Origin of the sequence: Proteus hauseri (assembly GCF_040139125.1) — a bacterium.
Classification (GTDB): domain Bacteria; phylum Pseudomonadota; class Gammaproteobacteria; order Enterobacterales; family Enterobacteriaceae; genus Proteus; species Proteus hauseri_B.
Genome location: NZ_JBEEUB010000004.1, coordinates 189,576 through 204,686, shown reverse-complemented (window position 1 = coordinate 204,686; position 15,111 = coordinate 189,576). Strand labels below are relative to the sequence as shown.

Here is a 15,111-nt window from a genome sequence, read left to right as displayed (position 1 = left end):
AAGAATTTTATCAGGCATTAGTGGGTTTTGTTTGTCGCTTTATTTTTGCTAACTGAATTTGGCTATATAATAGTGCAATAATAAAGAACACCGCTTGCGTTAGCACAATAGAGGGACCTGTTGCACCATCAATATGAAAACTAATAAAAGTACCAATTACACTTGATGCCACGGAAAATATAATGGCTAACATTATCATACGAGAGAAACTACGAGTTAACAGATACGCAGTGATCCCCGGTGAGATAAGCATAGCAACCACTAAAATAATCCCAACAGCTTGCATTGAAGCAACGATAGTTAATGCCAAAATAGAGAGCAAGCCGTAGTGTAATAACGTTACAGGTAAACCGACAATTCTTGCTTGGTTAGGATCAAAACAATAAAGCATAAAATCCTTTTGTTTAACCAGCATAATGGTAATGGTGAATAAACAGATAAGGCTAATCTGTATTAATACATCAGGTGTTATACCCAAAATATTACCAAATAGAATATGCATTAAATGTTGGTCAGTATCGACACTAGCAAAAATCACTAAACCTACGGCAAACATACCAGAGAATACAATTCCCATCACGGTATCTTCTTTAATACGACTATGTTCTTTTAAATAGCCAGTTGCAAAAGAGCAAAATAATCCAGAGAAAAATGCACCAACGATCAATGGAACAGCGGTAACATAAGCAAGTACAACACCGGGTAACACTGCGTGAGAGATAGCATCTCCCATCAGTGACCAACCTTTTAATACCATATAACAAGATAAAATAGCACAAGCGATCCCAATGATAACAGCAGCAATAATGGCGCGTTGCATAAATGGATATCGAAAAGGTTCGAGGAAAAAGTCCATTAGTTCATTCATAGTTGCACCTCTTCTTGCTCAGTCACTTCTTTGCTCTGATGAGATTGTGAGGATAACTGTTGTGAACTTTGGCGAGCTCGACGACGAGCCGCTAACATGCCATGTTTAGGTGCAAACAAGAATGCTAATAAAAAGAGGGCGGTTTGCATTGTGACAATGACACCACCTGTTGCACCATTAAAGAAGTAACTAAGGTAAGCACCAATAGCACTCGTTGCTGTACCAATGCAGATAGCAATTATTGCCAGTCGTTTAAATTGGTCTGTGAGTAAATAAGCTGTCGCACCGGGTGTTACTACCATAGCAATAACAAGAATAGCGCCCACTGTTTGAAGCGCAGCAACGGTACATGCGCTGAGCAAAGTAAAAAAGATAATTTTTAATTTTAAAGGTGATAAACCAATAGAACGAGCATGAACTTCATCAAAGAAAACCACCAGCAAGTCTTTCCATATGCAAAATAAAACTAAGAAAGAGACTGTCGTAATAATGACGACTTGCCATACATCTTCATCTGCAATCCCTAAAATATTTCCGAGAATTATGGTCTGAACGTTGACGGCAGTCGGTTTTAATGAAACTAGCAACAGACCAAAAGCAAAAAAAGTAGAAAAAATAAACCCGATCACGGCATCTTCGCGTAATCGCGTAATATGACGAATAAACGTCATCGATAATGCGGCCAGTAAACCAGTAAAAAAGGCACCAACAGCATAAGGTAGCCCCAAAATATAGGCACCTGCAACACCGGGAACAACTGAATGGGAAAGGGCATCTCCCATTAATGACCAGCCTTTTAGAATAAGATAGGATGAGAGAAAAGCACAAACAGCGCCAACTAGTGCACTGACCCAGATTGCTTTCACCATATAGTTATATTCAAATGGCTGTAGGAGTAATTCTAGCATGGCTAATCTCCTTGCTTGCGTTGGCTTTGATGTGCAGGTGTATGTTCTTCTTTATGTCCATAGAAAACGGCAGCACGTTCATCATCGGTGATAACAGTAAGAGAACGAGGATCGTCGTCGTCATGCAGATCAGGCCCTGATAAGCGGATATGACGCAATACACCACCAAAAGCATGTTCCAGATTTTTTTGTGTAAATGTGGTTTCGGTCGGTCCGCTATCAAGCACGGTTCTATTAATAAGAATAACGTGATCACAAAACTCAGGCACACTGCCTAAGTTATGGGTAGAAACTAAAACTAAATGACCTTCTTCACGTAAATTACGCAAAAGCTCAATAATGGCGTTTTCTGTTTTAACATCAACACCAGTAAACGGTTCATCTAAAAGTAAAACGGTACCTTCTTGCGCCATTGCTCTTGCTAAGAAAACGCGTTTTTTCTGACCACCAGAAAGTTCACCAATTTGTCGGTGACCTAAACCGGATAAGCCAACACGTTCTAATGACGCTTCAACAATGCCATGGTCATGTTTTGATGGAATACGAAAAAAACCCATTTTTCCGTAACGACCCATCATCACAACGTCTGAAACCAGTACTGGAAAATTCCAGTCTACCTCTTCGGTTTGTGGAACATAGGCAATCATGTTCTGTTTTAACGCTTGTTGAATAGGGCTATCGTTTAGAGTCACTGTTCCTTTAGAAGGTTTAACTAATCCCATAATGGTTTTAAATAGTGTCGATTTACCACTACCATTAATACCCACTAGAGCACAAATTGTGCCTCCAGTAATAGAAAAGCTGGCATCAAAAATTGCTGTGTGTCCGTTGTTGTAGGTTACTGTTGCATTATCAACAGTAAGGGTTGGATTAGTTTTATTTTGATTCATTGTCCAAATCCTTTCGCAATTGTGTCGACTGTAATATTTATTAAGTCGATATAAGTTGGTACATCACCGCCTTCGGCTGAGAGGGAGTCGACATAAAGAACGCCACCATATTTTGCCCCCGTCTCTTTACTGACCTGTTTAGCGGGTTTATCTGAAATAGTGCTTTCACTGAAAACAACTGGAATATTGTATTTTCTTACGGTATCAATCACATACTTAACTTGTTGTGGTGTGCCTTGTTCTTCCGCATTGATTGGCCATAAATAGATCTCTTTAAATCCATAGTCATTAGTTAAATAACTAAATGCACCCTCACTGGTGACTAACCAACGTTCTTCTTGTGGGATACGAGACAATCTTTCTCTTAATGGAGCATCAAGTTGTTTTATTTGTTCAGCATAGCGAGCCGCATTTTGATTATAGATTTCAGCATTCTCTGGGTCGTGTTCAACAAATGCTTTACGGATATTTTCAATATAAATTAAAGCGTTATTAGGTGACATCCAAGCGTGAGGGTTGGGATTGTTTTTGTAAGCACCTTCACGAATAGCCATTGGTGTAATACCTTCAGTTACAACAACTGCGGGCACACTACGCAACTCATTAAAAAAACGCTCAAACCAACGTTCAAGATTTAGACCATTCCATAAAATAAGATCCGCTTTTTGTGCTTTTACGATATCTTTTGGTGTTGGCTGATAATCATGAATTTCTGCACCAGGCTTGGTAATTGACTCGACAACAGCCGCATCTCCGGCTACATTTTGAGCGATGTCTTGAATAATAGTAAAAGTGGTCACCACTTTAAGTTTATCTTTTGCTTGTGCTGGTGTTATTAAAAATACGGATGCCATAAGGCATACAGCCGTAAGTGAAATTTTATTTACAGAGCGGAATATATCCATATTATTATTGCCTTATAGTTGCAGAGTAATCTTCTCAATTGATAATGATTATCAATATCATCTCAAAAGAAGTCAAGTTATCTCTGTGTAAAAAGCTTCTTTCGATAACAGCGAGAAGTAAGATAACACCATGTATTTCAGTAAATGTTAAGTAGATTGTCGGGTTTTGTCACAAAAATTAACAATAGTTCGTAACTATTTGTGTAAAAGGATAAAGCGTGAAAAGAAAAATCGTATTTTCCCTAAGTATTTTGCTTCTTGCTGGTTGTGCTAGTGACAATAAACAGGCTGTTCAAAATAGCCCAACACGATTTTTAAATGCAAAACCAATTGAAAATCGAGTGAGCAATGCTTCTATTTCTACTGCTCAATGGAAAAGGACGCCTTTTGATACACATATTCAACAGGCTTCTGCGCGTTATGATGTCGATGAAATTTTAATCAAGGCTATTATACAAGTTGAATCAAACTTTAGACCTGAAGTTATTAGTAAGTCGAATGCGGTTGGTTTAATGCAAATAAAGGCATCAACAGCAGGAAGAGATATTTATCAAAATAGAGGTAGATCAGGTCAACCAACGACAGCACAGTTAAAAGATCCTGCCACTAATATTGATTTAGGAACTGCCTATATTCAATTACTCAGAGAGCGTCATCTTTCAGGTATTAGCAATCCAGAAACACTTTATTATGCAACGATCCTTGCTTATGTAAATGGTGCGGGTGCATTGTTAAGAACATTTGATAATAATAGAGACAGTGCAATTGCTAAGATTAATGCAATGAGTGCGGATGACTTTTATCGTTATGTAGAAAAAAATCATCCAGCAGCTCAAGCACCTCGCTATTTAGCGAAAGTTAAAGCGGCATATCACTCTGCGGATAATTATTCTGGTAAGCTCGTGACAGATTGAGTCTGCTGTAATAGAGCAGGAAGATCGGCAATGATTTCTAAGACACCATTAATCATAAACTGAACGCCCATACAGATTAATAAAAATCCCATAACACGAGAAATAGCGTCAATGCCACTATGACCTAGGTATTTCATAATGCCAGTGGAGCCTCGTAGTGATAACCAGACTATTATGCTAATCAAAAAGAACGTGGTGATAGGGGCTACATATAACACCCAGTGTGCAATATCGGTACGTGAAGGAATAGATGCTGCAGTACTTATAATCATTGCAATAGTACCAGGACCTGCGGTACTCGGCATTGCTAAAGGAACAAAGGCAATATTGGGTTCTTGTGGATTTCTATGAGGATTCTTATCGTCAGAAATAGGGTCGTCAACATTCGGTGTATTTGGGAACAACATACTAAAGCCAATAAAGGCGACAATCATTCCACCAGCAATACGAAGACCGGGAATAGAAATACCAAAGGTTGTCATTATGACTCGCCCAGCATAAAACGCGACGGTCATAATAATAAAAATATAAACACATGCCATTAAAGATTGCTGATTACGCTGTTCTTTGGTCATATTTCCGGAAAGACCAAGCCAAAGGGCAACCGTTGTTAATGGATTGGTTAAAGGAAGAAGCAGAATAAGACCAAGACCAATAGCTTGAAAAAACTGGTAAACAGAGTGCATGGAATATAAATACTCCTAATAACAGATAATTAAAGAGCAACAATTATAACAAATTAAAAGTAACAAAAGTTATTTTATAATAATTTTTGTATTTATTGGTATTTTTTCATTAGCCATTCAAGATGTATTTTTACTGAGTTCCAATCATAATCCGTAATACTGTATATGCAGGTGTCTCTACGCTGCCCACCCGTTGTTAATCTATGATTTCGTAATATCCCATCAAGTTTTGCACCAAGGCGCTCAATTGCTTTTCGACTGGTTTGATTTAATATATGAGTACGAAATTCAACAGCAATACAATGTAAGTTTTCAATAGCATAAGTCAGTAATAGATATTTAACCTCAGTATTAATGCCCGTTCTCTGAACGCGCTTTGCATACCATGTAGATCCAATTTCTAAGCGAGGAGTTTGATTATCTACATTCATAAATGAAGTGATCCCTACCACCTTGTTATCTGCTTTAGAAATTATCGTAAAAGGCAGCATTAATCCTTTTTCTTGCAATTGAATTTTATGCTCAATATCTTGTTTTAATGTTGTGACAGAAGGCACTGTGGTATACCAAAGCTCATCAGGTCTGTCTTCTTCAATTAGTTTGAATAACGCTGAATAGTGTTCCATGGTTAATGGCACTAAACGAACAAGTTTCCCTTCTAGTGTTGTCCAATCTGTAATTTTTCTCATCTCATATTCTCTTTGCTGTTGTTAACACTATTTTTATTAAATAAAGCATACTTTTTATACATAACAAATTAATGAATTGATATTGCTATTTAGCGATTCGATGAAAATAATTCAGATAAAAAATAGACAAAATAAGGGAACAAAACCAGAGTGCATTTCTAACAACAGATTATGACTGTTTGAATACAGGTGACCAATAGAGATGCATGCTAATCTGTAACAATAAATTTAACTAACTTGGTAGGAAAAATGGCAGATACAATTGAGTGGGATGATTTTTTACAAGTAGAAATGCGTGTCGGCACAATTGTTAGTGCTGAGATAAATAAAAAAGCGAATAAGCCAGCTTATGTAATGGACGTGGATTTAGGTGAATTTGGAATAAAACGTTCAAGTGCTCAAATTACGGTGAATTATACACCTGATGAGTTAATTGGACGTCGTATTTTATGTGTCTGTAATTTTCCAGTTAAACGTATCGCAGGTATAAAATCGGAAGTATTAATTACAGGTGCCCCTGATGAAGCGGGTGCTATTGTACTTGCTGAGTTTAATTTACCATTACCTAATGGGGCTCGTTTAGCATAATCATTATTTTACATTGCTCTTATATAGCGATTATTGACTAAGGTTTGCTATAGTGTAAACCAAATCGCGAGATTGATATGTAGGAGCGTCTTTTGTTACTACCTGAATTACATTTTCGATGTTATACACTAGAAACGGTATCACATCAGCACGATAATATTTGGCAGATTATTTTTGGTCTATCTGGTTCGATGGAAGTCAATTTTAATCGAGAAGATTTTCTGATTTCTAATCAACAATGTCTCATTATTCCTCCAACCGTAAATCATGCTTTTTCTGGCTGTATTGATAATAAAAATCTTATTTTGGAGCTTCCTACAACATCACAATGGCAATTTAGTGAAAAAGGAGGGCAGTTCAGTTTATCTCCTGCTGCTATTGGGTTATTAGAATGGCTACGCCAATATCCTCAAGCACCTGAACAATATCCAACAATAACGCGGTTACTATTGGCGCAGATGAAGCCACAAAAAAGTTGGCGTGATCACCTAGATTTATGGCTAGATAACAAATTGCATATGCCATTAACCACAAAAGATATTGCTATCGCATTTAATATCTCTGTGAGTACGTTGCAGCGGAAAATGAAATCTGAGTTAGGTGTATCGGTAATGTATTATGTAATGCAGATGCGCTTAATAAAAGGTGCAGAGTTATTAAAGTATTCGTCTTCGAATATCGAGAATATTGCTTTAGCCGTAGGGTATGAATCACACTCTGCGTTTAGCCAAGCATTTCGCCAATATTTTAATAAAAGTCCTAATGAATATCGCGGTTTATAACATTAATACTTAAAGTCAGTGCATTGATGTTTATCGCATCGGAAACAACAGTTGTTAACTTGTGGTATAAATTCGCGGAAATAGCTTATCGAAAGCGAGCGTAAATAGATAAGTGTAGATAAAAAAGAACACCAAAATAGTCAATTCCATACTCATCGCTTTTACAAAGCCGACGTTATACCACCACATATAAAGTGGGATCGTAAAGAAAAATAGACCCAACTCAAAGCTAATAGCGTGAATAAGACGAGTGATAACACCCCATTTTTCAATTTTTAGCTTTAATTCCACAAATTCAAATAGTGAATTGAAAAAATAGTTCCAGATAAGTGCAATAACAGAAACTGCAATGGCAACAGGAAGAGAGTCATGAGATTGGCTTTGGCTAAGAATTGCCAGTAAAAGGGCACTTAATAGAATAGCAAGGGCTTCAAAAGTGACAGCGTAAACAAGTTTCCTAGGGCGGGGCTTCAAATAAAACACAGCATATACCTCTGTTTTAGAGTTTGGACCGCCCCAGAAATTATTATTTTTTAAAGCCACGGTTTCCGCTTATTAAAGATGGTAAGCAAATTAAAAAAGAAATGCAAAGCAGTGTGTTATTTTTCGCGCTAATCATTACATGTCAAATTTATTGATATTTGTCCCTTCTTTTTTAGCTCAGTATTTTTAAGTCCTTATATCCTCATCATTGAGCCCTTCAATAAATTGAAGGCGGTTCAAATAGCGAGGCTTTTTTGTATTCAAGATTATTCAATACTTTTTTATTTCAGTAGGTAGATAAATGTATTAATCCATACGGTCTGTGATAATATTCTCGCTGAGTTGCGATAAGGCTCGGTTATGCTATGGATATTTACCTAGTAAATAGCGGTAGATAACTGTGTTCACACCTCGCGAGGTGAAGTGAGAAATTATCGTAACGTACTGAAAATATATGAAATAAAAAGCTTGCAAGTGATCTTTCGTGTGGGTCACCACTGTAAATAAGGATTTTAAATGCCAATTATTACTCTTCCTGATGGAAGCCAACGTCAATTTGAAAATGCAGTTTCTGTCATGGATGTCGCTGCAGATATCGGTCCTGGACTCGCAAAAGCCTGTATTGCTGGTCGTATTAATGGTGAGCTGGTGGATGCTTGCGAATTAATCGAAAACGATGCCAATCTAGCAATTATTACCGCTAAAGATGATGAAGGTCTTGAGATTATTCGTCACTCTTGTGCCCATTTATTGGGACATGCAATTAAACAGCTTTGGCCTCAAACCAAAATGGCGATTGGTCCTGTTATCGAAAACGGTTTTTACTATGATGTTGATTTAGACCGCTCCTTGACGCAGGAAGACTTAGACACTCTAGAAAAACGCATGCTAGAGTTGGCGAAAACAGATTACGACGTTATTAAAAAACGCGTAAGCTGGCGTGAAGCTCGCGACACTTTTGTTGCGCGTGGTGAAGATTATAAAGTCATGATCCTTGATGAAAATATTAGTCAAGATTCACAACCAGGACTTTATCATCACCAAGAATATGTTGATATGTGCCGTGGTCCTCATGTACCAAACATGCGTTTCTGCCATAATTTTAAATTGCAGAAAATTTCTGGCGCATACTGGCGTGCTAATAGCGATAACAAAATGCTACAACGCATTTATGGTACCGCTTGGGCTGATAAAAAACAGTTAAAAGCCTATTTACAACGTCTAGAAGAAGCAGCAAAACGTGACCACCGTAAAATTGGTAAGCAACTTGATTTATATCATATGCAAGAAGAAGCGCCGGGTATGGCATTCTGGCATAATGATGGCTGGACTATTTTCCGTGAGTTAGAAACATTTGTACGTTGTAAATTAAAAGAATATGATTATCAGGAAGTGAAAGGTCCGTTTATGATGGATCGTGTTCTTTGGGAAAAAACAGGTCACTGGGAAAACTACAAAGAACATATGTTCACAACTTCTTCAGAGAATCGTGAATATTGCATCAAACCAATGAACTGCCCTGGTCACGTACAGATTTTCAAACAAGGTCTGCGTTCTTACCGTGATTTGCCATTACGTATGGCTGAATTTGGTAGCTGTCACCGTAATGAGCCATCAGGTGCATTGCACGGTTTAATGCGTGTTCGTGGCTTTACACAAGACGATGCGCACATCTTCTGTACCGAAGAACAGATTTTAAGTGAAGTAAATGACTGCATCAAATTGATTTATGATGTATATTCTACTTTCGGATTTGAAAAAATCGTAGTTAAGCTGTCTACTCGCCCAGAAAAACGCATCGGTGAAGATGCTTTATGGGATGTCGCAGAGGCAGACTTAGCAAAAGCGTTGACTGATAATAATATTGAATTTGAATATCAGCCAGGCGAAGGGGCATTTTATGGCCCTAAAATTGAATTTACACTTTACGACTGTTTAGATCGTGCGTGGCAGTGTGGTACAGTACAGCTGGACTTCTCACTCCCAGGTCGATTAAATGCATCTTACGTTGCTGAAAATAATGAGCGTAAAGTACCTGTAATGCTTCACCGAGCGGTATTAGGTTCGTTAGAACGTTTTATTGGTATTCTTACTGAAGAATACGCAGGGTTCTTCCCGACTTGGTTAGCACCACAGCAGGTTGTCGTGATGAATATCACGGATGGACAGGCTGATTATGTACAAAAACTCGTCAAAGAATTGCAAAATGCCGGAATTCGTGCAAAAGCAGACTTGAGAAATGAGAAGATTGGCTTTAAAATTCGTGAACATACTTTACGTCGTGTTCCGTACATGCTTGTTTGCGGTGATAAAGAAGTCGAATCAGGCAAAGTAGCGGTTCGTACTCGTCGAGGTAATGACCTCGGTAGTGTCGACGTTAACGAATTTAAAGAAAAACTTCTGCAAGAAATAAGAAGCAGAAGTCTTCATCAGTTGGAGGAATAAGGTATTAAAGGCGGAAAAAGAATTCAATCAACGCGTCAGAATCGTATCAACAGTGAGATTCGCGCTCATGAAGTTCGTTTAACAGGTTTGGATGGCGAACAGATTGGTGTTGTTAGTCTGAAAGAGGCTCTTGAGAAAGCCGAGGAAGCAGGTGCTGATTTAGTAGAAATTAGTCCTAATGCCGAGCCGCCGGTTTGTCGTATTATGGACTACGGCAAATTCCTCTATGAGAAAAGTAAGACTCTCAAAGAACAGAAAAAGAAACAAAAAGTTATTCAGGTTAAGGAAGTTAAATTCCGACCTGGTACAGATGAAGGCGACTATCAGGTCAAACTACGCAACCTGATTCGTTTTCTTGAAGATGGCGATAAAGCTAAAGTAACACTGCGTTTTCGTGGTCGTGAAATGGCGCACCAACAAATCGGTATGGAAATGCTTAGTCGTATCCGTGAAGATTTGGATGAACTGGCAGCTGTTGAATCTTTCCCTAATAAGATTGAAGGTCGTCAGATGATCATGGTGCTCGCACCGAAGAAGAAATAGTCGGGCAACTCAAGTAATAGCGCCAACTCTTCGGAGTTGGTAGTTATTCGCCTAATTATTTTATGTTATTAACAATGCGAAGTGGATTATAGAAATGCCAAAGATTAAAACAGTACGCGGTGCAGCTAAACGCTTTAAAAAAACTGCAGGTGGTGGCTTTAAGCGCAAGCATGCTAACCTCCGTCACATTCTGACTAAAAAATCAACTAAGCGTAAACGTCACTTACGTCCAAAAGGCATGGTCTCTAAAGGAGATTTAGGTCTGGTCGTAGCTTGCTTACCATACGCATAAGTATCATTTTTTAACAGAATTCATGACATTAGGAGATTAATATGGCTCGTGCTAAACGTGGCGTTGTCGCCCGTGCTCGTCACAAAAAGATTTTAAAGCAAGCTAAAGGTTATTACGGTGCACGTTCACGTGTATATCGTGTTGCTTTTCAGGCTGTTATCAAAGCTGGTCAATATGCGTACCGTGACCGTCGTCAGAAAAAACGTCAGTTCCGTCAGCTGTGGATTGCGCGTATCAACGCAGCAGCTCGTCAGAACGGCATGTCTTATAGCCGTTTCATCAATGGTCTGAAAAAAGCATCCATTGAAATTGACCGTAAGATTCTGGCTGATATCGCAGTATTCGACAAAGTAGCATTTGCTGCACTTGTTGAAAAAGCGAAAGGTGCTCTGGCTTAATTAGTCAGTAGATGGAAGAGGGAGTTTTCTCCCTCTTTTATTTTGTGTAAATTTGTGGCTTAATGATAGAAATTCAATAAGTTAATATTCGACGAGACACAACTAATGTTAAATATCGCTTTTTTTCGCTTCTTTTTTTACTTTAGCGCCTAATTTAGGGGGCTTTTGCGCGTAAGAACAGAAACGAAAAGTAGCGCCTGAAGCCTCCAATATGGAGGCTTTTTTGTTTTCAAATCTCATATTGATTGAGTGAGAAACCAAAAAGGGCAATTTTTTAATCGTCATCATTGATAACAACTAATAGACCTCATCAGGTCAAAGGAAGAGGAAACGATGCCACATCTCGCTGAACTCGTTGCTCAAGCTACAGCAGCTATCGAAGAGGCACAGGATGTTGCTGCGCTGGATTCGGTTCGTGTTGAATACTTGGGGAAAAAAGGTCATTTAACGCTTCAGATGTCCACGCTGCGCGACTTACCCGCTGAAGATCGTCCAGCTGCAGGGGCTGTGATTAATCAGGCTAAACAAGAGGTTCAGCAAGCGCTGAATGCTCGTAAAGATCAAATGGAATCAGCAATATTAAATGAACGTCTATCTGCTGAGAAAATTGATGTCTCTTTACCCGGTCGTCGCATTGAAAATGGTGGCCTTCACCCAGTCACTCGTACTATTGAACGTATTGAAACTTTCTTTGGCGAATTAGGCTTCTCCGTTGAGAATGGCCCTGAAATTGAAGATGATTATCATAACTTTGATGCGTTAAATATTCCTGCACATCACCCAGCAAGAGCAGACCACGATACTTTCTGGTTTGATGCGAAACGCTTATTGCGCACGCAAACTTCAGGTGTACAAATTCGTACTATGCACGATAAACAACCACCTATTCGCATTATTGCGCCAGGTCGTGTGTATCGTAACGATTACGACCAAACACATACCCCAATGTTCCATCAAACAGAAGGTCTGATTGTTGATAAAGATATTAGCTTTACCAACTTAAAAGGCACTCTGCACGATTTTCTAAAAAACTTCTTTGAAGAAGATATGGAAATTCGCTTCCGTCCTTCCTATTTCCCATTTACAGAGCCTTCTGCTGAAGTCGATGTGATGGGTAAAAATGGCAAATGGCTGGAAGTATTAGGCTGCGGTATGGTACACCCAAATGTATTGCGTAATGTTGGTATCGATCCTGAAGTTTATTCAGGGTTTGCGTTCGGTATGGGTATGGAACGTCTAACCATGTTACGTTACGGTGTAACAGATTTACGCTCATTCTTCGAGAATGATCTTCGTTTCCTCAAACAGTTTAAATAAGGTGGGATTATCTCATGAAATTCAGTGAACTTTGGTTACGTGAGTGGGTAAACCCAGCGATTACTAGCGAAGAACTTTCTGAACAGCTTACTATGGCTGGTTTAGAAGTTGATGGCGTAGAAGCAGTTGCCGGTGATTTTCACGGTGTTTATGTGGGTGAAGTTGTTGAATGTGGACAACACCCTAATGCCGATAAACTACGTGTGACAAAAATCAACGTAGGCGGCGATAGACTATTAGATATCGTTTGTGGCGCGCCTAATTGCCGTTTAGGTTTAAAAGTTGCCGTGGCAACGGTCGGTGCTGTATTGCCGGGCGATTTCAAAATTAAGGCAGCAAAATTACGTGGTGAACCATCAGAAGGCATGTTGTGTTCATTTTCTGAGTTAGCAATTTCAGAAAACCATGACGGTATTATCGAACTACCTGCTGATGCGCCTATTGGCATGGATATCCGTGAATATTTGAAACTCAATGATAATGCTATTGAGATCAGTATCACACCTAACCGCGCGGATTGTTTAGGTATTATGGGTGTTGCTCGTGATATCGCTGTCGTCAATAAAATGGAATGCCAAGTTCCAGATATGTCAGCTGTTGCTGCAACGTCTTCAGCAACATTTCCTGTGCGTGTTGAAGCTCCACAAGCGTGTCCTCGCTATTTAGGTCGTGTTTTCACTAATATGAATGTGAAAGCAAAAACACCTTTATGGATGCAAGAAAAACTGCGCCGTGGTGGAATTCGTTCTATCGACCCCATTGTTGATATTACTAATCTGATTTTATTAGAACTGGGTCAACCTCTACATGCTTTCGATCTTGATAGCGTTGATGGTGCTGTTGTTGTTCGTATGGGTAAAGAAGGTGAAAAACTGACTCTACTTGATGGCAATGAAATTACATTAAAAGATGATGTATTAGTTATTGCTGACGAAAAACAAGCTTTAGGAATGGCGGGTATTTTTGGTGGTCAATTTTCAGGTGTGAATGAAGAAACCAAGAATGTCTTCTTAGAGTGTGCATTTTTCTCTCCGTTATCAATCACAGGACGCGCACGCCGCTATGGCTTACATACTGATGCTTCTCATCGTTATGAGCGTGGTGTCGATTCTGCGCTTCAATACAAGGCAATGGAACGTGCGACTAAGCTTCTGTTAGAAGTGTGTGGTGGTGAAGTTGGTAAAGTGATTGATGTCACAAACGAAGAATTTTTACCAAACATTGCTCCAGTTAAATTAACTCGTGCAAAATTAGACCGTTTATTAGGTCATAAAATCGATGATGCACAAGTTCTTGATTCATTAACTCGTTTAGGTTTTGGTGTTACTGTTGAAAATGATGGCTGGTTAGCAACAGTACCTACTTGGCGCTTTGATGTACAAATCGAAGAAGATTTGATTGAAGAAGTTGCTCGTATTTACGGTTATAACAATATTCCTGATGTGCCACTACGCGCTGATTTAATTATGACAAATCACCGCGAAGCAAATCTGCCATTAAAACGTGTAAAAACAATGTTGGTAGATAATGGATTCCAAGAAGCAATTACTTATAGCTTTGTTGATCCAAAAGTACAAAGTTTATTGCACCCTAACGAAGAAGCATTAATTCTGCCTAATCCAATATCATCAGATATGTCAGCAATGAGACTATCATTATTGACCGGATTATTAACGACAGTGGTTTACAACCAGAATCGTCAACAAGCAAGAGTTAGGTTATTTGAAGCAGGTCTGCGTTTTGTTCCTGATAATCAAGCAGAATATGGAATACGTCAGGAACTTATGCTTGCTGGTGTGATCGCGGGCAACCGTTGTGAAGAACATTGGTCTTTAGATAAGCAAACTGTTGATTTCTTTGATTTGAAAGGTAATATTGAATCGATTCTGGAATTGACAGGCCAGTTAGATGAAATTACATTTAAACCAGCCGAGCATCCAGCCCTTCATCCGGGACAAAGTGCTGGGATTTATCTGAGAAATGAATATATTGGCTGTATTGGTGTTGTTCATCCAGAGCTTGAACGTAAACTTGACTTAAACGGCCGCACGGTTGTATTTGAAATACGTTGGGACGCAATTGCAAACCGCAATTTACCGCAAGCAAAAGCTGTTTCACGTTTCCCTTCAAACCGTAGAGATATTGCTGTAGTTGTACCGGATGATGTAGCTGCAGAAGATATTTTAGCCGAATGTAAGAAAGTTGGCGGAAATCAAATAGTTGGCATAAACTTATTTGACGTGTATTGTGGTAAAGGAGTAGCAGAGGGTTATAAAAGCCTCGCTATTAGCTTAATCTTGCAGGATATCGAGCATACTCTGGAAGAAGATGAGATTGCTGCAACAGTCAATACCTGTGTAGCAGCATTGAAACAGCGATTCCAAGCATCCTTGAGGGACTAGA

Annotated in this window: 17 protein-coding genes and 1 other annotated feature; of the genes, 9 read left to right on the top strand and 8 right to left on the bottom strand. The window is 38.9% G+C overall.

What is annotated here, in order from left to right:
- Positions 1–10 precede the first annotated feature (10 nt).
- The 4 genes from ABN099_RS09065 to ABN099_RS09050 are packed head-to-tail and all read right to left on the bottom strand — an operon-like array spanning position 11 to position 3,520.
- The gene (locus ABN099_RS09065) at positions 11–868 is read right to left on the bottom strand and encodes a metal ABC transporter permease (protein WP_349463355.1); all 858 of its coding nucleotides are present in this window, start codon (positions 866–868) and stop codon (positions 11–13) included.
- Positions 865–1,776 carry a metal ABC transporter permease gene (locus tag ABN099_RS09060; RefSeq protein ID WP_349463353.1) on the bottom strand — a complete coding sequence of 304 codons (912 nt, stop codon included), beginning with the start codon at positions 1,774–1,776 and terminating at the stop codon, positions 865–867. The genes ABN099_RS09065 and ABN099_RS09060 overlap by 4 nt, the downstream gene beginning before the upstream one ends.
- A 2-nt stretch (positions 1,777–1,778) precedes the next feature.
- Positions 1,779–2,666, bottom strand: a complete 888-nt coding sequence (locus tag ABN099_RS09055; protein WP_349463352.1) for a manganese/iron ABC transporter ATP-binding protein — start codon at positions 2,664–2,666, stop codon at positions 1,779–1,781.
- On the bottom strand, positions 2,663–3,520 hold the full coding sequence (locus tag ABN099_RS09050) for a metal ABC transporter substrate-binding protein (RefSeq protein WP_432807502.1): 858 nt from the start codon (positions 3,518–3,520) through the stop codon (positions 2,663–2,665). Before ABN099_RS09050 ends, ABN099_RS09055 begins: the two co-directional genes overlap by 4 nt.
- Before the next feature lie 269 nt (positions 3,521–3,789).
- Between ABN099_RS09050 and ABN099_RS09045 the strand changes: the two genes are divergently transcribed.
- Entirely contained in the window at positions 3,790–4,485 is a 696-nt protein-coding gene (locus ABN099_RS09045; protein WP_349463349.1) for a transglycosylase SLT domain-containing protein, read from the top strand.
- On the opposite strand, the gene ABN099_RS09040 is transcribed toward ABN099_RS09045, so the two are convergent.
- Together ABN099_RS09040 and ABN099_RS09035 are read right to left on the bottom strand one after the other, a co-directional pair.
- Positions 4,458–5,171 (bottom strand): MarC family NAAT transporter, encoded by a 714-nt coding sequence (locus ABN099_RS09040; RefSeq protein WP_349463347.1) that lies wholly within the window; start codon positions 5,169–5,171, stop codon positions 4,458–4,460. The two genes, ABN099_RS09045 and ABN099_RS09040, sit on opposite strands and share 28 nt — an antisense overlap.
- Positions 5,172–5,263: 92 nt before the next feature.
- Positions 5,264–5,860 (bottom strand): GNAT family N-acetyltransferase, encoded by a 597-nt coding sequence (locus ABN099_RS09035; RefSeq protein WP_349463345.1) that lies wholly within the window; start codon positions 5,858–5,860, stop codon positions 5,264–5,266.
- A 249-nt stretch (positions 5,861–6,109) separates the two neighbouring features.
- On the opposite strand from ABN099_RS09035, the gene ABN099_RS09030 reads away from it, so the two are divergent.
- A complete protein-coding gene (locus ABN099_RS09030) occupies positions 6,110–6,448 on the top strand; it encodes a tRNA-binding protein (protein WP_349463344.1) in 339 nt (112 codons plus the stop codon).
- A 92-nt stretch (positions 6,449–6,540) separates the two neighbouring features.
- The gene (locus ABN099_RS09025; protein WP_349463343.1) at positions 6,541–7,230 is read left to right on the top strand and encodes a helix-turn-helix transcriptional regulator; all 690 of its coding nucleotides are present in this window, start codon (positions 6,541–6,543) and stop codon (positions 7,228–7,230) included.
- Between the two features lie 54 nt (positions 7,231–7,284).
- Here ABN099_RS09025 and ABN099_RS09020 read toward each other — a convergent pair whose 3' ends face one another.
- Positions 7,285–7,773: a PACE efflux transporter gene (locus ABN099_RS09020; protein ID WP_349463341.1), complete on the bottom strand. Its 489-nt coding sequence runs from the start codon at positions 7,771–7,773 to the stop codon at positions 7,285–7,287.
- A gap of 456 nt (positions 7,774–8,229) precedes the next feature.
- Between ABN099_RS09020 and thrS the strand changes: the two genes are divergently transcribed.
- From thrS to rplT, 4 genes are all read left to right on the top strand, one after another.
- Positions 8,230–10,158 carry a threonine--tRNA ligase gene (gene thrS, locus ABN099_RS09015; RefSeq protein ID WP_349463339.1) on the top strand — a complete coding sequence of 643 codons (1,929 nt, stop codon included), beginning with the start codon at positions 8,230–8,232 and terminating at the stop codon, positions 10,156–10,158.
- 3 nt (positions 10,159–10,161) lie between these two features.
- Positions 10,162–10,701, top strand: a complete 540-nt coding sequence (infC, locus tag ABN099_RS09010) for a translation initiation factor IF-3 (RefSeq protein ID WP_349463512.1) — start codon at positions 10,162–10,164, stop codon at positions 10,699–10,701.
- 94 nt (positions 10,702–10,795) lie between these two features.
- Positions 10,796–10,993: a 50S ribosomal protein L35 gene (gene rpmI / locus ABN099_RS09005; RefSeq protein ID WP_004263702.1), complete on the top strand. Its 198-nt coding sequence runs from the start codon at positions 10,796–10,798 to the stop codon at positions 10,991–10,993.
- A 41-nt stretch (positions 10,994–11,034) separates the two neighbouring features.
- Positions 11,035–11,391 carry a 50S ribosomal protein L20 gene (gene rplT / locus ABN099_RS09000; protein ID WP_036937406.1) on the top strand — a complete coding sequence of 119 codons (357 nt, stop codon included), beginning with the start codon at positions 11,035–11,037 and terminating at the stop codon, positions 11,389–11,391.
- Between the two features lie 104 nt (positions 11,392–11,495).
- Positions 11,496–11,619: a sequence feature (Phe leader region), on the top strand.
- Here rplT and ABN099_RS08995 read toward each other — a convergent pair.
- Positions 11,500–11,679: a hypothetical protein gene (locus tag ABN099_RS08995; protein ID WP_349463338.1), complete on the bottom strand. Its 180-nt coding sequence runs from the start codon at positions 11,677–11,679 to the stop codon at positions 11,500–11,502. (Overlaps the previous feature by 120 nt.)
- 45 nt (positions 11,680–11,724) lie before the next feature.
- Between ABN099_RS08995 and pheS the strand changes: the two genes are divergently transcribed.
- Together pheS and pheT are read left to right on the top strand one after the other, a co-directional pair.
- Positions 11,725–12,708, top strand: a complete 984-nt coding sequence (pheS, locus tag ABN099_RS08990; RefSeq protein ID WP_349463337.1) for a phenylalanine--tRNA ligase subunit alpha — start codon at positions 11,725–11,727, stop codon at positions 12,706–12,708.
- A 14-nt stretch (positions 12,709–12,722) separates the two neighbouring features.
- Positions 12,723–15,110 (top strand): phenylalanine--tRNA ligase subunit beta, encoded by a 2,388-nt coding sequence (gene pheT / locus ABN099_RS08985; protein ID WP_349463336.1) that lies wholly within the window; start codon positions 12,723–12,725, stop codon positions 15,108–15,110.
- Position 15,111: the final 1 nt, after the last annotated feature.